Origin of the sequence: Larkinella humicola (genome assembly GCF_008727875.1) — a bacterium.
In the GTDB taxonomy this organism is placed as follows: domain Bacteria; phylum Bacteroidota; class Bacteroidia; order Cytophagales; family Spirosomataceae; genus Larkinella; species Larkinella humicola.
The window spans coordinates 33,900-52,537 of record NZ_VTWS01000013.1 but is presented as its reverse complement, the minus strand read 5'-3'; the positions used below and the strand labels follow the sequence as shown (position 1 = coordinate 52,537).

The 18,638-nt window shown below is 46.0% G+C and carries 12 protein-coding genes; 10 read left to right on the top strand and 2 right to left on the bottom strand.

Translation table 11 applies throughout. From position 1 onward, the window contains the following. The first annotated feature begins 29 nt into the window (after window positions 1–29). The 7 genes from F0P93_RS30265 to F0P93_RS30235 all read left to right on the top strand — a co-directional run bounded on the left by F0P93_RS30265 (window position 30) and on the right by F0P93_RS30235 (window position 10,115). A complete protein-coding gene (locus tag F0P93_RS30265; protein ID WP_310588026.1) occupies window positions 30–1,655 on the top strand; it encodes an efflux RND transporter periplasmic adaptor subunit in 1,626 nt (541 codons plus the stop codon). 64 nt (window positions 1,656–1,719) lie between these two features. Then, window positions 1,720–2,796 carry a class I fructose-bisphosphate aldolase gene (locus F0P93_RS30260; RefSeq protein ID WP_150881531.1) on the top strand — a complete coding sequence of 359 codons (1,077 nt, stop codon included), beginning with the start codon at window positions 1,720–1,722 and terminating at the stop codon, window positions 2,794–2,796. 244 nt (window positions 2,797–3,040) lie between these two features. Next, on the top strand, window positions 3,041–3,472 hold the full coding sequence (locus tag F0P93_RS30255) for a 5-fold beta-flower protein (RefSeq protein ID WP_150881530.1): 432 nt from the start codon (window positions 3,041–3,043) through the stop codon (window positions 3,470–3,472). 907 nt (window positions 3,473–4,379) lie between these two features. Then, entirely contained in the window at window positions 4,380–5,669 is a 1,290-nt protein-coding gene (locus tag F0P93_RS31935; protein WP_150881529.1) for an efflux RND transporter permease subunit, read from the top strand. Between the two features lie 17 nt (window positions 5,670–5,686). Beyond that, window positions 5,687–7,618: an efflux RND transporter permease subunit gene (locus F0P93_RS31930; RefSeq protein WP_150881528.1), complete on the top strand. Its 1,932-nt coding sequence runs from the start codon at window positions 5,687–5,689 to the stop codon at window positions 7,616–7,618. 49 nt (window positions 7,619–7,667) lie between these two features. Next, entirely contained in the window at window positions 7,668–8,921 is a 1,254-nt protein-coding gene (locus tag F0P93_RS30240; RefSeq protein ID WP_150881527.1) for an efflux RND transporter periplasmic adaptor subunit, read from the top strand. A gap of 18 nt (window positions 8,922–8,939) precedes the next feature. Beyond that, a complete protein-coding gene (locus F0P93_RS30235) occupies window positions 8,940–10,115 on the top strand; it encodes a permuted SH3 domain-containing protein (protein WP_150881526.1) in 1,176 nt (391 codons plus the stop codon). 473 nt (window positions 10,116–10,588) lie between these two features. On the opposite strand, the gene F0P93_RS30230 is transcribed toward F0P93_RS30235, so the two are convergent. Together F0P93_RS30230 and F0P93_RS30225 are read right to left on the bottom strand one after the other, a co-directional pair. Beyond that, complete coding sequence (locus F0P93_RS30230) at window positions 10,589–11,596, bottom strand: IS110 family RNA-guided transposase (RefSeq protein WP_150881525.1); 1,008 nt, start codon at window positions 11,594–11,596, stop codon at window positions 10,589–10,591. A gap of 575 nt (window positions 11,597–12,171) precedes the next feature. Then, window positions 12,172–14,142, bottom strand: a complete 1,971-nt coding sequence (locus F0P93_RS30225; protein WP_374756798.1) for a heavy metal translocating P-type ATPase — start codon at window positions 14,140–14,142, stop codon at window positions 12,172–12,174. A 906-nt stretch (window positions 14,143–15,048) separates the two neighbouring features. Between F0P93_RS30225 and F0P93_RS30220 the strand changes: the two genes are divergently transcribed. From F0P93_RS30220 to F0P93_RS30210, 3 genes are all read left to right on the top strand, one after another. Continuing rightward, window positions 15,049–15,633, top strand: coding sequence for a helix-turn-helix domain-containing protein (locus tag F0P93_RS30220; RefSeq protein ID WP_150881524.1), 585 nt, complete (start codon window positions 15,049–15,051; stop codon window positions 15,631–15,633). Window positions 15,634–15,685: 52 nt separating this feature from the next. After that, a complete protein-coding gene (locus tag F0P93_RS30215) occupies window positions 15,686–16,078 on the top strand; it encodes a hypothetical protein (protein WP_150881523.1) in 393 nt (130 codons plus the stop codon). Between the two features lie 240 nt (window positions 16,079–16,318). Then, a complete protein-coding gene (locus F0P93_RS30210) occupies window positions 16,319–18,601 on the top strand; it encodes a heavy metal translocating P-type ATPase (protein WP_374756797.1) in 2,283 nt (760 codons plus the stop codon). Window positions 18,602–18,638 lie beyond the last annotated feature (37 nt).

Genomic DNA, 18,638 nt, shown 5'->3' with positions numbered 1-18,638 from the left:
AGGCCGGTGGAACCACATATACCTGCCCAATGCACCCGCAGGTTGTACAGACGGCTCCCGGAACGTGTCCCATCTGTGCGATGGATTTAGTACCGGTTACCAAAACCGGTGGAAAAGTGGCTGATCGTTCCGCCGTCGCGATTATGCTGAGTGAAAGTCAAATGCAACTCGCTAACGTAACCGTACAACCGGTCTCGGCGGGTAGCATTAGCAACGCAACGGTGCTCAACGCTCGATTGGCAGCCAATCAGGAGCAAACTGAGGTCATCAGCAGTCGCGTATCCGGACGAATCGAGCGGTTGGTTGTCAAGGAATCCGGCCAGTTCGTTCGCAAAGGGCAGGTACTTTACGAAATTTATAGCGAGCAACTCCTGACCGACCAGCAGGAATATCTGGTGGCTCTTCAGCAGGAAAATGAACTCAAGGAACCTCGTTATGAACAGTTTCGCAAAGCGGCCGAACAAAAACTACGGCTTTCAGGCATGACACCCGATCAAATCCGTCAGTTGGCCCGCACCAGAAAGGTGCAACTGCGCATCCCGTTCGTGGCTCCGGCTGGCGGAACGGTGACGGAGGTAGCGGCCAGTGAAGGCCAGTACGTGAGTGAAGGGGCCTTGCTGTACCGTCTGGTCAACCTGGGGCAACTTTGGGTGGAGGCTGATCTCTACGCCGGCGAATCGAATTATATAAAAGTTGGTGATCAGGTTGGGGTTGAGGTGGTCGGCAGCGAAGAAAGGCTGAATCTGACGGCACGGGTTGCTTTCATTAATCCGGAATACCGAACCGGGAGCCAGGTGCTGACGATGCGAGCCCTGTTGGCTAATCCGGGCGGCAAATTTCAGCCCGGCCAGCAGGCGCGGGTATTCATTCGGCATGGTATCCAGCGTGGGGTGACCCTGCCCACCGATGCCGTTGTACGGGCGGGCGACGGAGCGGTCGTGTTCATTCAAACGGGTACGGGCACTTTTCAGCCCCGTAAGGTTGAAATCGGCACCGAAACCGACCAGCGCGTGGCCATTAAGAAGGGTTTAATCGGTACCGAAAAGGTCGCCATGTCGGGAGCGTACCTGCTCTACAGTGAAATGATTCTGAAAAAAGGGATTAATCCGATCACGGCCAAAATCGATGAGGAGGACGTTCAAACGGCTCCCAATCAGAAAAAAGCTCCTGTCGCAAAACAAGCGGCTTCGCCCAACGTTCAGCAGACGCCTGACGCCTTTAAAAAACAACTGACCCTGGTGTACGAGGCTTCACTAAAATTGACCGAAGCCTTGATTCGGTCGGATGCCCGGCAAGCCCAAACCGCAGCGGGCGGGGCGGAGAAAGCCATTTCCAGCGTAGATATGAATTTGCTTTCCGGTGCGACGCATCAGGAATGGATGAAGCATGAAAGCACCATGAATGCGGCCCTGAAAATCATTCGTACCACGAATAATCTGGAAAAACAGCGTACGGCTTTTGCCGGGTTCGAGGATGAGTTATACCATAGTGTGAAAGCGTTTGGCATTACTGATAAGCCTGCTTACCGGCAGTATTGCCCCATGGCCCAAAACAACAAAGGAGGCTATTGGTTGAGTGATCAAAAAATCATTCGCAACCCTTATTTTGGGGAAGCGATGCTCAGCTGCGGGGAAACCAAAGAGGTTATTCAATAAGTTTTAAGGATAGATTGAACCGATCCATCCGCAAGCTGAATTTTTTATTTTAACCTGCGAAGCCATGAATAAATCAGAAATATCCAATTTATTGGGCGAAGAGGCAGAAAGTCTGTTGACCCATGTGTCCCAAACCATCCCAAAAGAGCAACTTCACCTTCCTGGGCCTGATTTTATTGACCGGATATTCGTACCGTCTGATCGGTCTCCACAAGTGCTTCGAAGTCTAGGGCATCTCTTCAATCATGGCCAATTGACCGGGACCGGTTATCTGTCGATTCTTCCTATTGATCAGGGCGTCGAACACAGCGCCGGGGCTTCTTTTGCTAGAAACCCCCTCTATTTTGATCCTGAAAATATTATTCGATTAGCGCTGGAGGGTGGCTGTAATGCAGTTGCCACAACATTCGGAGCACTGGGTATTGTGGCCCGGAAGTATGCACACAAAATTCCATTTATCGTTAAAATTAACCACAATGAATTGCTAACCTACCCTAATAAATACGATCAGATCCCATTCGGAACTGTGAAGGAAGCCTGGAATCTGGGGGCAGTTGCCATTGGCGCAACGATTTATTTTGGCTCCGAGGAATCAGGTCGGCAGATTGTTGAAATTGCCCAAGCGTTTGAAGAAGCACATTCCCTGGGAATGGCTACTATTTTATGGTGCTATCTTAGAAACAACGCGTTTAATAAAGGGAAAGGAGAAGATTACCATGTAGCCGCCGACTTGACGGGTCAGGCTAACCATCTTGGCGTTACGCTACAGGCAGACCTGATTAAACAAAAACTTCCGGAAATCAACGGAGGCTTTCAAGCTCTCAATACGGGTGGGAGTAGTTACGGTAAACTGGATGATCGTATTTACACCCAGCTCAGCAGTAAACACCCCATTGATCTATGCCGGTATCAAGTGGCCAATTGTTATATGGGCCGCGCAGGACTTATTAATTCCGGAGGAGGCTCCCTCGGGGCCTCGGATCTAAGAGACGCTATCCGCACGGCTGTCATCAACAAGCGGGCGGGCGGAACCGGTTTGATTTCGGGTCGCAAAGCGTTTCAGCGGCCCTTTGAAGAAGGAGTTAAGCTTTTGAATGCAATCCAGGATGTGTATTTGGATCCGGAAGTATCAGTAGCCTAATTCATGTCGTATAGTATATTAGGCTACGGGTACTAATCAGTCTAACAACCTTTATAGGGTTATGCCTAAAATCTATCTCATATTTCTGTATGATTAGGATCAGTTTAATGATTTAGAAAACTATTCACATTTGTACCAGGCCAAACAACGTATGTAAGTTGAATCAGGGATTATTTCTCTAGAAGTGCTCACTATACGGATTTTTAGGACCTTCATCTGAAACCAATTCTATCATTATACAACTATGAAATCATTCACTTTTTTTATTCTGCTGCTTTTGGGGTTTATTTCCGTTTCCATTTCTTCAACTGCACAAAGCCAGAACTACAAACATATTGGGCATAACGGGGAAATTAAAGACGAACGAGGAGTCACGATAGGCAAAGTGACAAAGGACCAAATTATTCAAGACAATCATGGCCAGAAAATTGCCTTTATCGACAACCAGGGCAATCTTGTTGACGCCAAAACCAACAAAAAAATGGGTCGTATGGGTAAGGACGGCAAAACGTACTATAATGTCAATGGTGATATTGAGTTAACGATTAAAGACAATGGAAAAACCTGTGATGTTTACGACGCTGAAGGAAAGAAAATTGGTAATGTGCACAGCAGCTTAAAAGGTTCTGCCTGTGCCTTGGTTTGTTTTCAGGAGCAACATGTCAAAAAGCCATAATAGATATATCTACATCATTTTTTAACTTCGAAGTAATAGATTCTGTTCATTAATCAGCAGCTGGAGTAAAAGTTAACAAATACCAGAAACTTAACTCCAATTCAGTTGTAACATGGCAGAGAAATTTGACTGCGTAGGCGACCACGTTCGACAAGTTTCAGGCTCAGACCATTAAAGCCTTGTACGCGGGCAAGTCTCTCACCGGTGGAAATGACGTATTTGCTCTTTTACTGAAACATTTCATAATAACGGCTTTTCAGGGTAAAATGCACCTGCGCTTGCAAGAAAAATAAGTGGCTGCCATCGTTAATCGCCAAAATGTGGAGGCTCCATATAAAATTCAGCTGAAAGGCAACGTAGTTTCCCGCGATTGTATAGCGTCATTGGCTTAAGTTTGAAAGGGAAATAAGAAGTGTTCGGTATCTACCTGACAGAAAGTAAAGTGAATAAATTTTGCGGGGCAGCCCGTGCGGCTTCCGGTAATGACCGACTTCCGGCAACGTGGTGTATCCAATGTTTTTGTTGTTTGTATTGACGGCTTGAGAGGTGTTAGATTTTGCCGATGAGCTGGCAAGTTGGGAAACACCCATTTTGTCTGAAGGGAAATGAGGAATCATTCTACCCAAGCCGTGTTTGCGATTTCTAAAAGCAAAATATTTCCATTACGGTTCGATTACTCCCACCACTTTTGATTTTCAACACTCCTAGAATTCGCCCGCATACAAATAGTTTATCAACGTCATGTCATGGCAGGCAAATACTCCATTTCAAAGAAAGCCTATCAGTGCAGCTTTTTGCCTAAAAGGTTCAGTTGATAATGACTAATGTTTATTAGAGCTAACCTTCAAAATTGAACCTACCAGTCAGTGACTATCTATTGCTTTCATTGCCTAATTGTGCTCATGATATGATCGAAAAAACTATTACCTGGTCTATTCACAATCGATTCATGGTGCTGCTACTGATTATCGCTATCCTGTCAGGTGGTATATATGCCATCTGGGAGACCCCCGTGGATGCCATTCCGGATCTTTCTGAGAATCAGGTGATCATTTATACCGAATGGATGGGGCGTAACCCGCAGATAATGGAAGACCAGATTACGTATCCTTTGGTAGCCAATCTGCAGGGTATTCCAAACATAAAAAATATAAGAGCGTCGTCCATGTTCGGAATGAGTTTCGTTTTTGTCATTTTCAATGACGATGTAGAAATCTACTGGGCACGCTCACGGGTATTAGAAAGGCTCAATTATGCTGCTCGCTTACTGCCTCCCGGTATCACCCCAACGCTCGGCCCGGATGGCACGGGGATCGGGCATGTCTTCTGGTACACGCTGAAGGCTCCAGGTTATGATTTGGGTGAACTTCGAGCGGTCCAGGATTGGTATGTCAAATTTGCTCTTCAAAACGTTCCGGGGGTAGCAGAAATTGCCTCATTCGGAGGATTCCAGAAGCAATACCAGGTGACTATAGACCCTAATAAGTTAGTCTATTATAATATTTCCTTTATGTCCCTCATTCAAGCCATAACCCGGAATAACCGGGATGTGGGGGGAAGTCTTTTTGAAATGAACCGGGCCGGATATATGGTGAAAGGGCTAGGGTATTTGAAAAGCATGGAGGACATTGAAGATATCCGGTTGGGAATGTATAAATCCATTCCCATCACAGTGAAAGATGTAGCCTCTGTGCAAATGGGGGGAGATATCCGGCTTGGAGTTATCGAAGAGAATGGCGAGGGAGAAGTCGTCGGTGGCATTGTCGTAATGCGGTACGGCGAGAATGCCAAAGATGTAATTGAACGGGTCAAGTCAAGGCTTCAGGAAGTAGAAAAAGGGCTTCCACCAGGAGTATCTTTTCAAGTGGCCTATGACAGAAGCAACCTCATTCTGGCCGCCATTGATACGTTACGAGAGACTATTACGGAAGAAATCGTGGTGGTATCGGTCATTGTATTGTTGTTTCTCTTCCATTGGGGAGGAGGCCTGGTAGCTATTCTCAGCATTGTATTTTCCATTCTGATAGGATTTATACTCATGAAAATATTTGGGATAACTTCCAATATTATGTCATTAGGAGGGGTAGCATTAGCGGTGGGTGATTTAGTCGATTCAGGCATTGTGATGGTAGAGAACGCTTATAAGCAATTAACAAATGAGGTACTCGACATTGACGAGCAAAAGCTGGACTACTAAAGCAAAGAATGACTACCATGGCTAATCCAAAGCATCGTATCGGTCATACGAAGGAACTCAAAGAACAAGATAGAATTGATATCATTGAAAAATCGAGCCGAACGATTGGCAGAGCTGTATTTTCCTCCATACTTGTCACCCTAATTTCATTCTCCCCCATTCTGTTTCTAACCGGGCAAGAAAAAAAGCTATTTAGCCCTCTTGTTTTGACCAAAACGTTTACCATGGGCGGTTCGGCAGTTGTCACTTTGCTGATTATCCCCATGTTACTACGGATTTTCCTAAAAGGAAGATTAATCCCAGAAAGTCGTAATCCGGTTTCTAACTTTTTTATTCACCTTGCCAGCCCCGCCGTGCATTTAGGTCTGAAGTGGAAAAAAACTACACTTGCCTTGGTTCTACTGACGCTGTTGGGAAGTATTCCTATCCTGATAAATACCGGTTCTGAATTCATGCCCCCTTTGGATGAAGGCTCCTTGCTATTGATGCCAGTTGCTCTGCCCGATGTTTCCAATTCAGAAGCCAAGCGAATCGTACAAGTACAGGACCGGATTATTAAAAGTTTTCCGGAGGTGGAAAACATCTTAGGTAAGGCCGGACGTGCCTCTACGGCTACCGACAACTCTCCCATCAGCATGATTGAAAGCATTATCATCCTTAAACCCCGTGACCAGTGGCGGGAAGGAATGACAAAGGAGAAGTTAATCCAGGAAATGAACAATAAAATAAGAATTCCAGGGGTCTCAGTGGGCTGGACGCAGCCCATCATCAACCGAATTAATATGCTGTCAACCGGTATCCGCACCGATGTGGGAATCAAGGTGTACGGGCAGCGCCTTGATTCCATCTATGCCCTTTCTTTACAGATAGAAAAAGTCATCAAAGGCGTGGAGGGATTACAGGATTTATACGTCGAGCAGTTGATGGGTGGGAAATACCTTGAATTAGCCATGAAACGCAAGGAGATCGCCCGGTACGGCCTTGATGAGGAAGATGTAGGAATGATCATAGAAACCGCCCTAGGCGGGGCGAATTTAACCAGCACTGTGGAGGGTCGCCGTCGCTTCAATGTAAATCTGCGCCTTGGGCAGGACTATAGGAACGATATTGCTGAAATTAAACGAATTCCAATACTTACGGAGCAATATGGTACCATTCCCCTTTCCTCCGTTGTGGATATCCGAGTGACCGAAGGGCCACCAATGATTAATTCTGAAAACGCATTGCTACGGGGAACGGTACTCTTTAACGTAAGAGGCAGGGACATGGGTAGTGTGGTGAAAGAGGCTAAACTTCGCGTTGAAGAGCAGTTTAAAAGACTACCACAGGGGTACTTCATCCAGTGGAGCGGGCAATATGAAAATCAAGTCAGAGCCCAACAACGACTGACTTTCATTATTCCCATCGTGCTCCTTATCATCACTTTGGTCCTATACCTTACGTTCAAATCATTACGAGAAGTATTAATTGTGCTAAGCAGCGTACCTATTGCCTTAATGGGGGGCGTATACTCGTTGCATTTCTTTCAGGTAAATTTTTCAGTGGCGGTAGCGGTCGGCTTTATTGCCCTCTTTGGGGTAGCCGTAGAGACGGGTGTATTAATTTTGGTCTACATGAATCAATCCTTAGGAAACTTAGTTCGGCAGAAGGGGCAGCGCCAGGAAACGATATCCGAAACCGATATTGAAAATGCAATTTTTGCAGGAGCTGTTTTACGAATTCGGCCCGTACTGATGACGGTAGTGGTAGACATGATTGGTTTATTCCCGGTTTTGATTTCAACGGGGGTAGGTAGCGACATCATGAAGCCCATAACGTACCCGTATGTTTTTGGTCTGGTTACGGCAACAATATATGCCTTAATTATCTTACCCGTGGTCTTTTCACTTGTAAAAATCTGGGAGTTTCGGCGGCAGGGTAGGCTTTCTTTTCTCACTGTGGAAAATTAACCGGTTCTTTTACCGGATGTAAACACGATTATTCAAAAAATCAAAGCAAATGTTTTCCATAGGTTGCTTTTCTCGTTTTTCCTGGGAACAGAAAATTCTGTTCCCATTGATGCTATCTTACCTGGTAGGTTGCACTCAAAAAGAACACCTGTCTGGCGAGCATCCTTCGTCTTTAGATCTATTGAATCCGCAGGAAGTGCAGTTAATGGAAGACATCGCTCAATCCGCTAATCACATAGTTATTTCCAACCAGACGCTGGTTAAACCAAAGTTTGTGCCACACAATCTCCGTGTTCCTATTAAGGGATACCTTACTTACGATAGTCGTCGGAACAATAAAGTAGCCATTCGGGTAGGAGGTCGGATAGAAAAACTCTACTATAAATACAATTATCAGTTCATTCACAAAGGGGATAAAATCATGGATCTCTATAGTCCAGAACTTAACACCTACCAAGCCGAGTTTCTGTACCTTTTGCAATCCGATAACAATCCTAACCTTATTGAGAAAGGACGGGGAAAACTCCGGCTGTTAGGGCTATCAGATGACCAAATAGGTCAATTAGAAAAAACGGGGAAATTTACTGAAACGATTGCTATTCATAGTCCTTATCAAGGGTATATCCTTTTTGAAACCGCATTAGATGCACCAACCGCCATGGGCGACAGTGGCTCCGAAACAGAACCCAATGGCATGAAAAAGATGAATAGTAATACTGAGGAGGTAACCTCATACAGCACTTATAGGAACGATGAACTACGGGAGGGAAACTATGTAAATACCGGGCAAACCTTATTTTCTGTAAATGATTTGAACACTCTTTGGGCAATTGGATCCTACGAAACCCGAATGTCCTTTGATGTCCGATTAAACGATCCAGTGATATTATACAGCGATCTGGTGCCGGATCAGAAGTTAGCCGGAAGAGTTAACTTTATTGAGCCAATTTTTCAAAAAAACCAAAAGTTTGCGCAAGTAAGGATTTATCTAAACAATTCAAGCCACCGGTTAAAGATAAACGCTCTGGTGAGCGGGATACTTATTCCGCGATCCTCAAGCCTCTTCGTTGTGCCTGTATCAAGCGTGTATGATCTAGGACGACGAAAGATTATTTGGGTATTTGCGGGTAAAACACCAAGCGGCAAAAAGCGTTTTAAAGCCCGCCAGGTATTAACAGGTGTACCGCAAGACGGCTACATACCCATACTTCAAGGGCTAAATGGACAAGAAGAGATTGCCCAGGAAGCTGGCTATCTGGTAGATAGTGAAAGTTATATTGAGCCTTCGGTTTATCCTTTCTAGCCTTTATTTCCCGTGCAGATGTATAAAACTATTAAATACCGTTCCTTGCCTATCATTTGCGGCCTGTTGTGGTGGGCTATCGGTTGCGGTATACCCACCTCCCCAGAAGGGCAACCTAAGCAAAATGTACCAACACCTCACACTGGCCACAAAACCCATAAGATTGGACCGGAAACTCATTCAGCCATAGAAGGTGATACGTTACATTTGGAAGCCTTGCCAAGCTTATTGGCTGCTTTAAAATTAGATACGGCGAAACAGAAGTCTATTTCTCAGTTCGACAACTTGGTGGGCATTGCTGCTGTGGATCAGGAAGCCGTAACCGTCGTAAGTGCCCGGGTGAAAGGAAGAATTGAAAAACTTCTTGTGCGAAACCCGGGGATGGCTGTAATGAAAGGTCAGGCACTCTACCAAATATATAGTGAGGAGTTATTGATTTACATCAATGAATACCGCTTCGCCCTTCAGCAGTTGGCTAATGTTACACCTATTAGCCAACTGGTAAGTAGGCGAATTCAGGAAGGCGCTAAACGAAAATTACTATTGTGGGGCCTCAACGAATACCAAGTCCATCAAATTACCAGTACAGATACACTATCTGCTTTTATTACCTATTATAGTCCTGCATCAGGCCACCTAATAGACTTACAGGTGAAAGAAGGACAGTACGTAGAAATTGGATCTCCCCTTTTCACAATGGCCAATTTGCAGACGCTGTGGATTGAAACTCAGCTATATTCCAACGAGGTGCATTATATGGATCAACAGCCAAAAGTAACGCTCCATTTCGAAGCTTCCCCCTCCCGGATCTACGTTGGCAAGTTGGTGTTTAACAATCCCAAATTGGAGGAAAATCAAAAAATAAACCTGGCCCGTTTCCGGATCGTCAATACTGACTTAAAAATAAAGCCAGGGATGATGGCTTACGTGAATTTTAATCGAAACGGAAGAAGAGCATTGGTCATTCCGAAATCCTCATTAGTTATTGGCAAGATGACCGTGGCATGGGTAAAAACCGGTGAAGGAATGTTTGAACGCCGAATGCTTCAAACGGGGATTGAGAGTAAGCAAGAAGTAGAAGTAGTTAAAGGTATTCATGATGGAGAAATAGTGGTTACTTCGGGAGGATACTTGCTCAGTGGTGAACTTACGCTCCGACAAGGAGGATTGAAAGGACATTCTCACTCTCAATAGTCAACTCTAACCTAGCTCGACTTCTATACCAACGAAATGACCTGCCTCAACTGTACCCGAAATAATCAACAGGTCCATGCTATATTCAGAATATATTTTTGAAATGATTCTTTACTTTTATGCCAGAATCACTTCGAGGAAGACTATTCGTAGAACATATCCGAACATCTCGGCAGAAACCACAGTTTTCTCATAATCTCGACTAAGCCGACGATTACATTAAGCCAGGCGAGCTGCGTTTAACCTGCCAATGCTCTGTTTGGGTGACAATGCCTAGGGATATTTCAGTGTTAACGAATGTCAACGCTTTATACAGAGTAGCCTGCATATCGCTCAAACCCACCAGAATAACTGCCATCTGCCACGATCAGCACCAGCCGTTCCTGCATGGCATCTAATTGCCACAGCATTTCGCACGGCTACGTGTCGCTTGCGTCCACTGACCCGTTTGTTGCCGCACGGATTTCCATGGTTTATGCAAGTGAAAGGACATAATTTTTGTCATATTTCTGCTGCCGGTGGACGACCGAGCAAACCCGATGAATCAGCTTATTGCGAACGGCATTGAGAACAAGCATTTTGTTCTTGCCTTCGGCCACTTTACGTCGGTAATAGTCCTGGAGTTCGCCCTTCATGCGGATAGCTGACATAGCTCCTAAGTGGAAGAGCGATTTCAACCGTTTTCGGGCATGTTGGCTGACGCTGGTTTTGCCCCGAACACTGCTCCCTGACTTGTACTCAAAAGGAGCAACCCCGGCATGACAGGCCAGTTTTTTAGGGTCAGTGAACTGTTTGAATTCGTCCGTAGCGACCAGCACTTCGGTGGCGGTCGCACTACCAATACCGGGCACAGAAGTCATCCAGTCGACTAATTCTTTCAGGCGCTCATCGCTCTGAATGAGTTGGGCGAGTTGTTGGTCAACCTTTTGTAGGTCGGCATTGAGCGCTTTGAGTGAAGCCTGACAGCTTTTCATCAACTGCTTTTGGAGAGCCTTGTCGATGAAGCCCTGCTGTTCAGTAATCGGTTGTTGGAGTTGTTGGCGTACCTGCAACAAGCGTTGCCGCATGGCACTAAGTGCCGCCAGTTTTTGTAAAACGGGGCGCGGAGGTTGCCAAAGCCGCATCTGATCGCGGAAGCGAAAAGCGTATTGGGCAATGCGAACGGCATCAATTGTATCGGTTTTACCGCGTTGCAAACCGCCTGCTTTTTTAATCTGTAAGCTGCTTTCGAGCCAAATAGGCAGTTTAATTTTGTGTAAATGTGTTAGCAGGTGGGCATTGTAAATGCCGGTATGCTCCATACAGCACACCGACTTGGTCCCTGTAAAACCAGGCAGTACTTTGATGAGTTTGAGGGTCTCTTTAATGGCGATTTCGGAATTGGCCGACTGACATTGCAAGACGACAGTTTGGCCATTAAAGACCGCCCAGTCTAAGGTAGCTTTAGAGATATCAACCCCAATGAAATAGTGAATGTCCATGAGAAATGATAATTTAGAGTTCCAACAAGTTCCTTGCCTTATTGCTCAATCCCTTGCTAATGGGGCTGCATCCCCGAATTTCCATTTGAGCCATAAGCAAGTAAAAACAGAGCGGGACCTGAATCCGCGCTTAGAGCTCCTACTCTGCGACCCCATAGGACAACCCGCTCTGTTCACTTGTTGGCAAGCTACCAAATCTTGGTTTCTTACCAGCTCTCAAACCTAAAGGGCGGCCCCGAATCTAGGTCGGAGTCATGACTCACCCAAACTCCTTTGAGCACACTTTGCCTGTCTACAGGTACTCGACCGGGTAGAGGCTGGCGACCTTGCCACTGGCGTTCACCTTTTTCCAAATGCTCGACTATCGTTTGCCAAATCTGCTTTAGTGTCCAATGGCGAGAATAGTACGGGATATCAGATGCCTAGGTGAATTGGATTCGCATGAGAGGTGAGATTCAGATTCGACACAGATCGGTTTGCCACGCTAAATCTACCGCCAATACCCACTTTTTAGTACGACAATTGGCAAAGTAACAAAAACAGTTAACCTAATTTAAAACTCACTCTTACGATTATTAATTTATCTCACGTTTTAATAATTGGGCGTTCAACGCAACAATTACCGTGCTGGCACTCATCAGGACAGCGCCCAGCGCCGGGCTTAGGACAAAATTGGGGTATAAAACCCCGGCAGCCAATGGAATAGCCACCACATTATACCCGGTAGCCCAAATAAGATTTTGAATCATTTTTCGGTAGGTGGCTTTGCCGAACTCAACCAGATTGGTAATATCGGTAGGATTGCTGTTGACCAGTATAATGTCGGCGGTTTCTGCCGCTACATCCGTGCCTGACCCAACGGCGATGCCCACATTGGCTTGTGCAAGGGCCGGTGCATCATTGACCCCATCACCAGTCATTGCCACAAATTGGCCTTTTTGCTGTAAGTCTTTTACAATCCGAACTTTTTGATCCGGCAACACCTCAGCAAAAACCCCATCCAGACCTAACTCCTTCGCTACGGCATCGGCCACTTTTTGATTATCACCCGTCGCCATATAGACCTTGATACCCGCTTCCTGCAAACGTTGTACAGCTTCTTTAGAGTTTGATCGAATCGTATCAGCCAGTGCAATGAATCCAATTATTTGTTGGTCTTGCAGAACAAAGACAACTGTCTCCGCTCCACTGCTATAGGCGCCTTTGGGCAATTCGATCCCATTTTCCTTTAGGTAGCCAGGACTCACTACAGCCACTTTTTTTCCATCCACGGTGGCTGAAATGCCCTTCCCCGTAATCGACTGAAAGTCACTAATGGAAAGTGGTGCCAGGTTACGGGTCTTTGCTTCCCGTACAATACCCTGGGCGATGGGGTGTTGCGATTGTTGCTCCAGGGCCGTGGCTGTGCGAATCAATGCCGTTTCATCTACTTGATCCACGAGTGACACGACGCGGGTCACACCGAATTGCCCTTCCGTTAAGGTGCCGGTTTTATCGAAAACCATCGCTGTTATTTTTCGGGACTCTTCAAAAGCTGTTCGGTTTCGGATCAACAATCCTTTTTGCGCGGAAATAGTGGTGGAAATTGCCACGACAAGGGGAATCGCCACTCCCAGGGCATGCGGACAGGACGTAACCATGACGGTCACCATTCGTTCGACCGCAAATGCCGTATCCTTACCGCTAAACAGCCAGAACAATAGTGTAATGACCCCTACGGTTAAAGAAATTAGGGTTAACCATCCGGCAGCCCGGTCGGCCAGCGTTTGAGTTTGTGATTTCGCACCCTGAGCCTCCTGAATCAGCTTAACAACCTTGTTGAGGTAACTATCTGCCCCTTGGTGGGTTACTTTCACTTTTAAAGCGCCTTCGCCATTGATGCCCCCGGCTATGACAGTATCTTGTTGCTCTTTTTGCACCGGCACACTCTCCCCCGTCAGCATACTTTCATTGACAAAGCTGTTCCCTTCAACTACCTCACCATCGGTCGGAATCCGCTCACCGGGACGTACCAAAACAATATCGCCAATGGTAAGCTGGTCAACTTTGACGTCACGAATTTCATCGCCATTCACTAAATGGGCATCGGAAGGAAGCATTTTAACAATCAATTCCAGTGAGTGTGAGGCTCCGGCAACGGATTTCATTTCCAGGTAATGACCCACCAACATAATATCAATCAGGGTAGCCAGCTCCCAAAAGAAATCCATACCCGGCAGAATACCCAGAGCGACCACCATGCTGTAGGCGTAGGCTGCGGTTATAGCGACCGCTACCAGGGTCATCATTCCGGGTTGACGCCTGCGGATCTCACCGATCAAACCGGTCAGAAACGGCCAGCCACCGTAAAAATAAATGACTGTGGCCAAGCTCATGACGATCCAGTCGCGATAGGGAAAATCCAGGTGATAGCCCGCCACTTCCTGAAACATCATGGAAAAGGCGATGACGGGTACAGAAAGCACCAGGCATACCCAAAATCGACGCAGAAAATCGGCAATCATGGCACCATGATCATGGCCGCCGGTATGTCCCTCCTGATTCATTGAACTCCCATGGGAATGGGAATGACTCTGGTGGTGATCATGATTCATCACGTCGACTTTCCCTACGCTACCAGGGTCCGTGTCCATCGGACCGCTGTGATCATCATGCCCAATATGCTGTAGGGACTGCTGCACAGCAGGAGGATCCCTGAGGTGATCGGGTATTTGGCTTGGATTATTTTTCCGGGTATCATGGGCAACTGATGCTTCTCCCTCCGCAGCCTGGTGATACGAGCCATGATGGGGGTGCTTGGTCGTTTCATTCCCCTTTTCGACTTCCATCAGATGAAATGACCCTACAGTAGAAACTACCTGCTGAAGTTCCGCCAAGATGGGATGTTTTCCAACGGTAACGATTACCTGGGGCGGATTTAACGTAACCTCCGCATCCAGAATGTCGGGATGTTTTTGGAGAGCAACCCGAACTGCTTCCAATTCATGGGCTTTGGACAAGCCATGCAACCAATAGTGATGTTGATGTTTCATTTTAAAATCGAGTATGAAAATGATTCGATATACAAAGTAACTCGAAAGGGGTACCATTCGCCTTACAAGGTTTAGGCTCTCACTTATAAAATTTTTGCCGGTGTTTATTTTTTCAACGACCTACATCCTTGTAACTCAAAATAGCTGTCGTGTTAAGAAGCTATAATCTTATAAGTTACACCCCAAATTTTACAACAGTACATAAACCATGTCGGTATACATTTGTAGTGGCAAACCAGCTTCAAAATCGTATAGCAAAGCAGCCACGGTTGCCCTTGATATAAGCGTTTTGAATGAGTCCTATGGCCCCGTTTCACGATCAGATAGTCAATAGATAGTTGCTATGCCAGATCGCAACTTTTATTACCGATTAATGAATGTATAGTTCTTCGACATAGACTTGGCTTAAAATTAAACGGGATGAATACAGAATTGCGGATACGGGGTATGGTTTGCGGACGATGCATCCAAGCCGTCGAAGGGGAATTGAAGACCTTGGGGTTGGTACCAACCGACGTTCAACTAGGTGTGGCAGCCGTCTCTTCTATCAATACGAAGCAGTTACACGAACTCAGTAAGCGATTAGAGACTTTGGGGTTTTCCTTATTGGTTGATCGGAAGGCTGAACTCATTCAACTGGTAAAAGACCTCATCCAGGAAACCTTGCAACGAGATGATTTAGGTGACAATAAAGTCCGTTATTCCGACCTGCTTGAAGAGAAAACGGGCGCAGACTACGACACATTAAGCTCGCTATTCTCTGGTTATGAGGGGATTACAATTGAAAAATACACCATTGAAAAAAGACTTGACAAAGTAAAAGAATGGCTGGTTTACTCCGACCTGACCCTATCGGAAATTGCCTATCGAACCGGTTTCAGCAGTCTCCAGCATTTATCCAACCAGTTTAAACAAGTCACGGGATTATCACCTTCCCACTTTAAAATGATTAAAGCAGAACGCGATGAAGTTCGCCATCGAATAACGGAACACATGAATTCTTAGGATTATCACCAATAAATATTTCCTATCTAAAACAGACCCCCCGTAACATAAAATGGAACCTCAAATCAGCAGTGAAGAATTAGAAGGTATTGAAAAATTTATTGTTAAAGTCAATCAGGGCGAATTGCAACAACAGGTTCAAAACGGCCATTATTCGCAAGCAGATAGTGATACGGTTCTACCCGCTATTCGAAAACTGCTGGAATTTGGTGAGAAGCAGATAAAAAACAGGTCCGATGATTATAAATTATATCGCACCAATGGCGAAAGTAACCCCATGTTACTACTGGGGCTTGCTATTAAAAATCCCCAAATGATTCAGGAGTTACTCAGCCAGTACCGGCTTGCCGAACGGAATGCGGCTAAAGAGAAGTTTTTTTCAATGAAAGTTGCCGATATGACCGGAGCTGATTTGGCTCAATTCTTACAACTGGTAAGTAAATGAAATAGACTCTATAAATTGGGTTAGCTAGATTTAATTTCACACATTCGATATAAAACCAGTCATGGCTTATCTGTCGAAAACGTAAGCGGGTACCTAAAATTTACTGGAAGGACCCACCTCAATTATGGATAAATACATCGATCAATACTTAAATATTACAAAACATCTCCCGGTATTATATAACGTCTCCAGTTGGCCAGCTTAGTAATTTTGCCTTCTAAAGGTTAAAAGCGAACAGCTATGAAAGTCAATCCTGAAGATATTGCTCCTTCCCCGGTCAAAAACCGAGGGGGTCGAGTTGTGAAAAAAACCTATCCGGTACTGGAAATGACCTGTGCCGCCTGTGCCATCAGTGTGGAATCGATGCTCAAAAATACGCCAGGCGTCGTTGATGCATCCGTAAACTATGCTAACCAGTCAACGACAGTGGAGTATGACCCCAAAGCGGTGACTCAGCAGGCGTTACAGAATGCGATTCAATCAATTGGATATGATCTTATTATTGATGAGGAGAATCCCCAGCAGGTGCAACAAGAAGCCCAGCAGCGAAACTATAAAGCCTTAAAAAAACGAACTCTTTGGGCGGTTATCCTCTCGATTCCGGTTGTCGTTATTGGTATGTTCTTTATGGACGGGGACTCAGGATCGCTGCCCTATGCCAACTGGATCATGATGGCCTTGTCAGCACCAGTGGTATTCTACCTGGGCCGCCCGTTTTTTGTCAATGCCTGGAAACAGGCTCGTCACGGAAATGCCAATATGGATACGCTGGTGGCCCTATCAACGGGTATCGCTTTCATTTTTAGTGTTTTTAACACTGTCAATCCTGATTTCTGGCATAGTCGCGGAGTCCACCCACACGTCTATTTTGAAGCAGCAGCAGTCGTCATTGCCTTCATCTCACTAGGAAAGTTGCTGGAGGAACAAGCCAAATCTAATACATCCTCAGCCTTGAAGAAACTCATGGGCCTGCAACCTAAAACGATACGTATTATCGAAGAGGGGATCGAGCGCGAAATACCGATTGCCCAGGTCCGGGTTGGGCAAATTGTAATTGTGAGACCCGGCGAAAAGATTCCGGTGGATGGTGTCGTTTATTCAGGTTACTCGTGTGTTGACGAAAGCATGATTTCCGGCGAACCGGTACCCGTCGAAAAAAAGGAAGGTGAAAAGGTTTTTGCCGGGACCATCAATCAAAAAGGAGCTTTTCGATTCCAGGCTGAAAAGGTAGGTGGCGATACCATACTGGCCCAAATCATTCGAATGGTTCAGGAAGCGCAAGGTAGTAAAGCCCCGGTACAGAAGTTGGTAGACCGAATCGCAGGCATCTTTGTTCCCGTGGTGATTGGAATTGCGCTCCTAACGTTTGTCACCTGGATGATTGTTGGTGGTGATAATGCGTTTACCCATGCTTTACTAACGTCAGTCACGGTCTTGGTGATTGCCTGCCCATGTGCCCTGGGACTGGCTACTCCAACGGCCATCATGGTTGGTGTTGGCAAAGGAGCAGAAAACAACATCCTCATTAAAGATGCAGAAAGCCTCGAACTAGGCTATAAAGTAAATGCCGTGATTCTGGATAAGACGGGAACCATCACGGAAGGCCGACCAAAAGTAACCAATCTGGAATGGTTTATGCCCAAAACAACCCCCAATTACCTTCATGAAGTATTGTACGCCCTGGAAGCTCAATCGGAACACCCGCTTGCGGAAGCGGTACTGGAAAGATTGAAAGCGGATGGCGTCAAAGGAGCTCAATTGGACGGCTTTGAGAGCCTAACGGGTCGCGGTGTCACGGGTTATTATCAAGGAGAGAAATACTTCGTCGGCAATCCCCGCCTGCTGGCAGAAGAAGGAATTAAGATGATTCCGCAGGCGAATGAGTTGGCTGATCGCTGGCAGAATCAGGCCAAAACGGTCGTTTATTTCTTCGATAAAACATCCGTCAAAGCCATTATTGCTATCGCCGACCCCATCAAAGAGACCTCACGGTTAGCCATTCAGACATTGAAACGCCGTGGTATCGAGGTCTATATGATGACGGGCGATAATCGGCAAACGGCATCGGCCGTGGCGCAGGAAGTAGGTGTTACAGATTTCCGTGCTGAAGCCCTACCGAATGATAAAGCCGAATTTGTCAAGCAGCTACAAAACCAGGGAAAAGTGGTAGCAATGGTTGGGGATGGCATCAATGACTCCCAGGCACTGGCGCAAGCGGATGTAAGTATCGCGATGGGCCGCGGATCAGATATTGCTATGGATGTCGCCAAGATGACGTTGATTACGTCCGATTTAGGAAGTATCCCGAAGGCATTACAACTCTCGAAAAAAACCGTGCAGACCATTCGGCAAAATCTATTTTGGGCCTTTATCTATAACGTGATTGGAATACCTATCGCAGCTGGTCTCCTTTTTCCGTTTAATGGCTTTTTGCTCAACCCCATGATTGCCGGGGCAGCTATGGCCTTAAGCTCCGTTTCGGTGGTTACCAATAGTCTACGACTTAAGGTAACTAAGTTATAAGGGAGTAATTCTGTAATCTTTAACGCTAAATATTACA

Coding starts and splice junctions, on each gene's coding strand:
- F0P93_RS30210 (WP_374756797.1), top strand. CDS start 16,319: ATGAAAGTCAATCCTGAAGATATTGCTCCTTCCCCGGTCAAAAACCGA.
- F0P93_RS30265 (WP_310588026.1), top strand. CDS start 30: ATGCACCCGCAGGTTGTACAGACGGCTCCCGGAACGTGTCCCATCTGT.
- F0P93_RS30260 (WP_150881531.1), top strand. CDS start 1,720: ATGAATAAATCAGAAATATCCAATTTATTGGGCGAAGAGGCAGAAAGT.
- F0P93_RS30220 (WP_150881524.1), top strand. CDS start 15,049: ATGAATACAGAATTGCGGATACGGGGTATGGTTTGCGGACGATGCATC.
- F0P93_RS30235 (WP_150881526.1), top strand. CDS start 8,940: ATGTATAAAACTATTAAATACCGTTCCTTGCCTATCATTTGCGGCCTG.
- F0P93_RS30215 (WP_150881523.1), top strand. CDS start 15,686: ATGGAACCTCAAATCAGCAGTGAAGAATTAGAAGGTATTGAAAAATTT.
- F0P93_RS30230 (WP_150881525.1), bottom strand. CDS start 11,596: ATGGACATTCACTATTTCATTGGGGTTGATATCTCTAAAGCTACCTTA.
- F0P93_RS31935 (WP_150881529.1), top strand. CDS start 4,380: ATGATCGAAAAAACTATTACCTGGTCTATTCACAATCGATTCATGGTG.
- F0P93_RS30240 (WP_150881527.1), top strand. CDS start 7,668: ATGTTTTCCATAGGTTGCTTTTCTCGTTTTTCCTGGGAACAGAAAATT.
- F0P93_RS31930 (WP_150881528.1), top strand. CDS start 5,687: ATGGCTAATCCAAAGCATCGTATCGGTCATACGAAGGAACTCAAAGAA.
- F0P93_RS30225 (WP_374756798.1), bottom strand. CDS start 14,142: ATGAATCAGGAGGGACATACCGGCGGCCATGATCATGGTGCCATGATT.
- F0P93_RS30255 (WP_150881530.1), top strand. CDS start 3,041: ATGAAATCATTCACTTTTTTTATTCTGCTGCTTTTGGGGTTTATTTCC.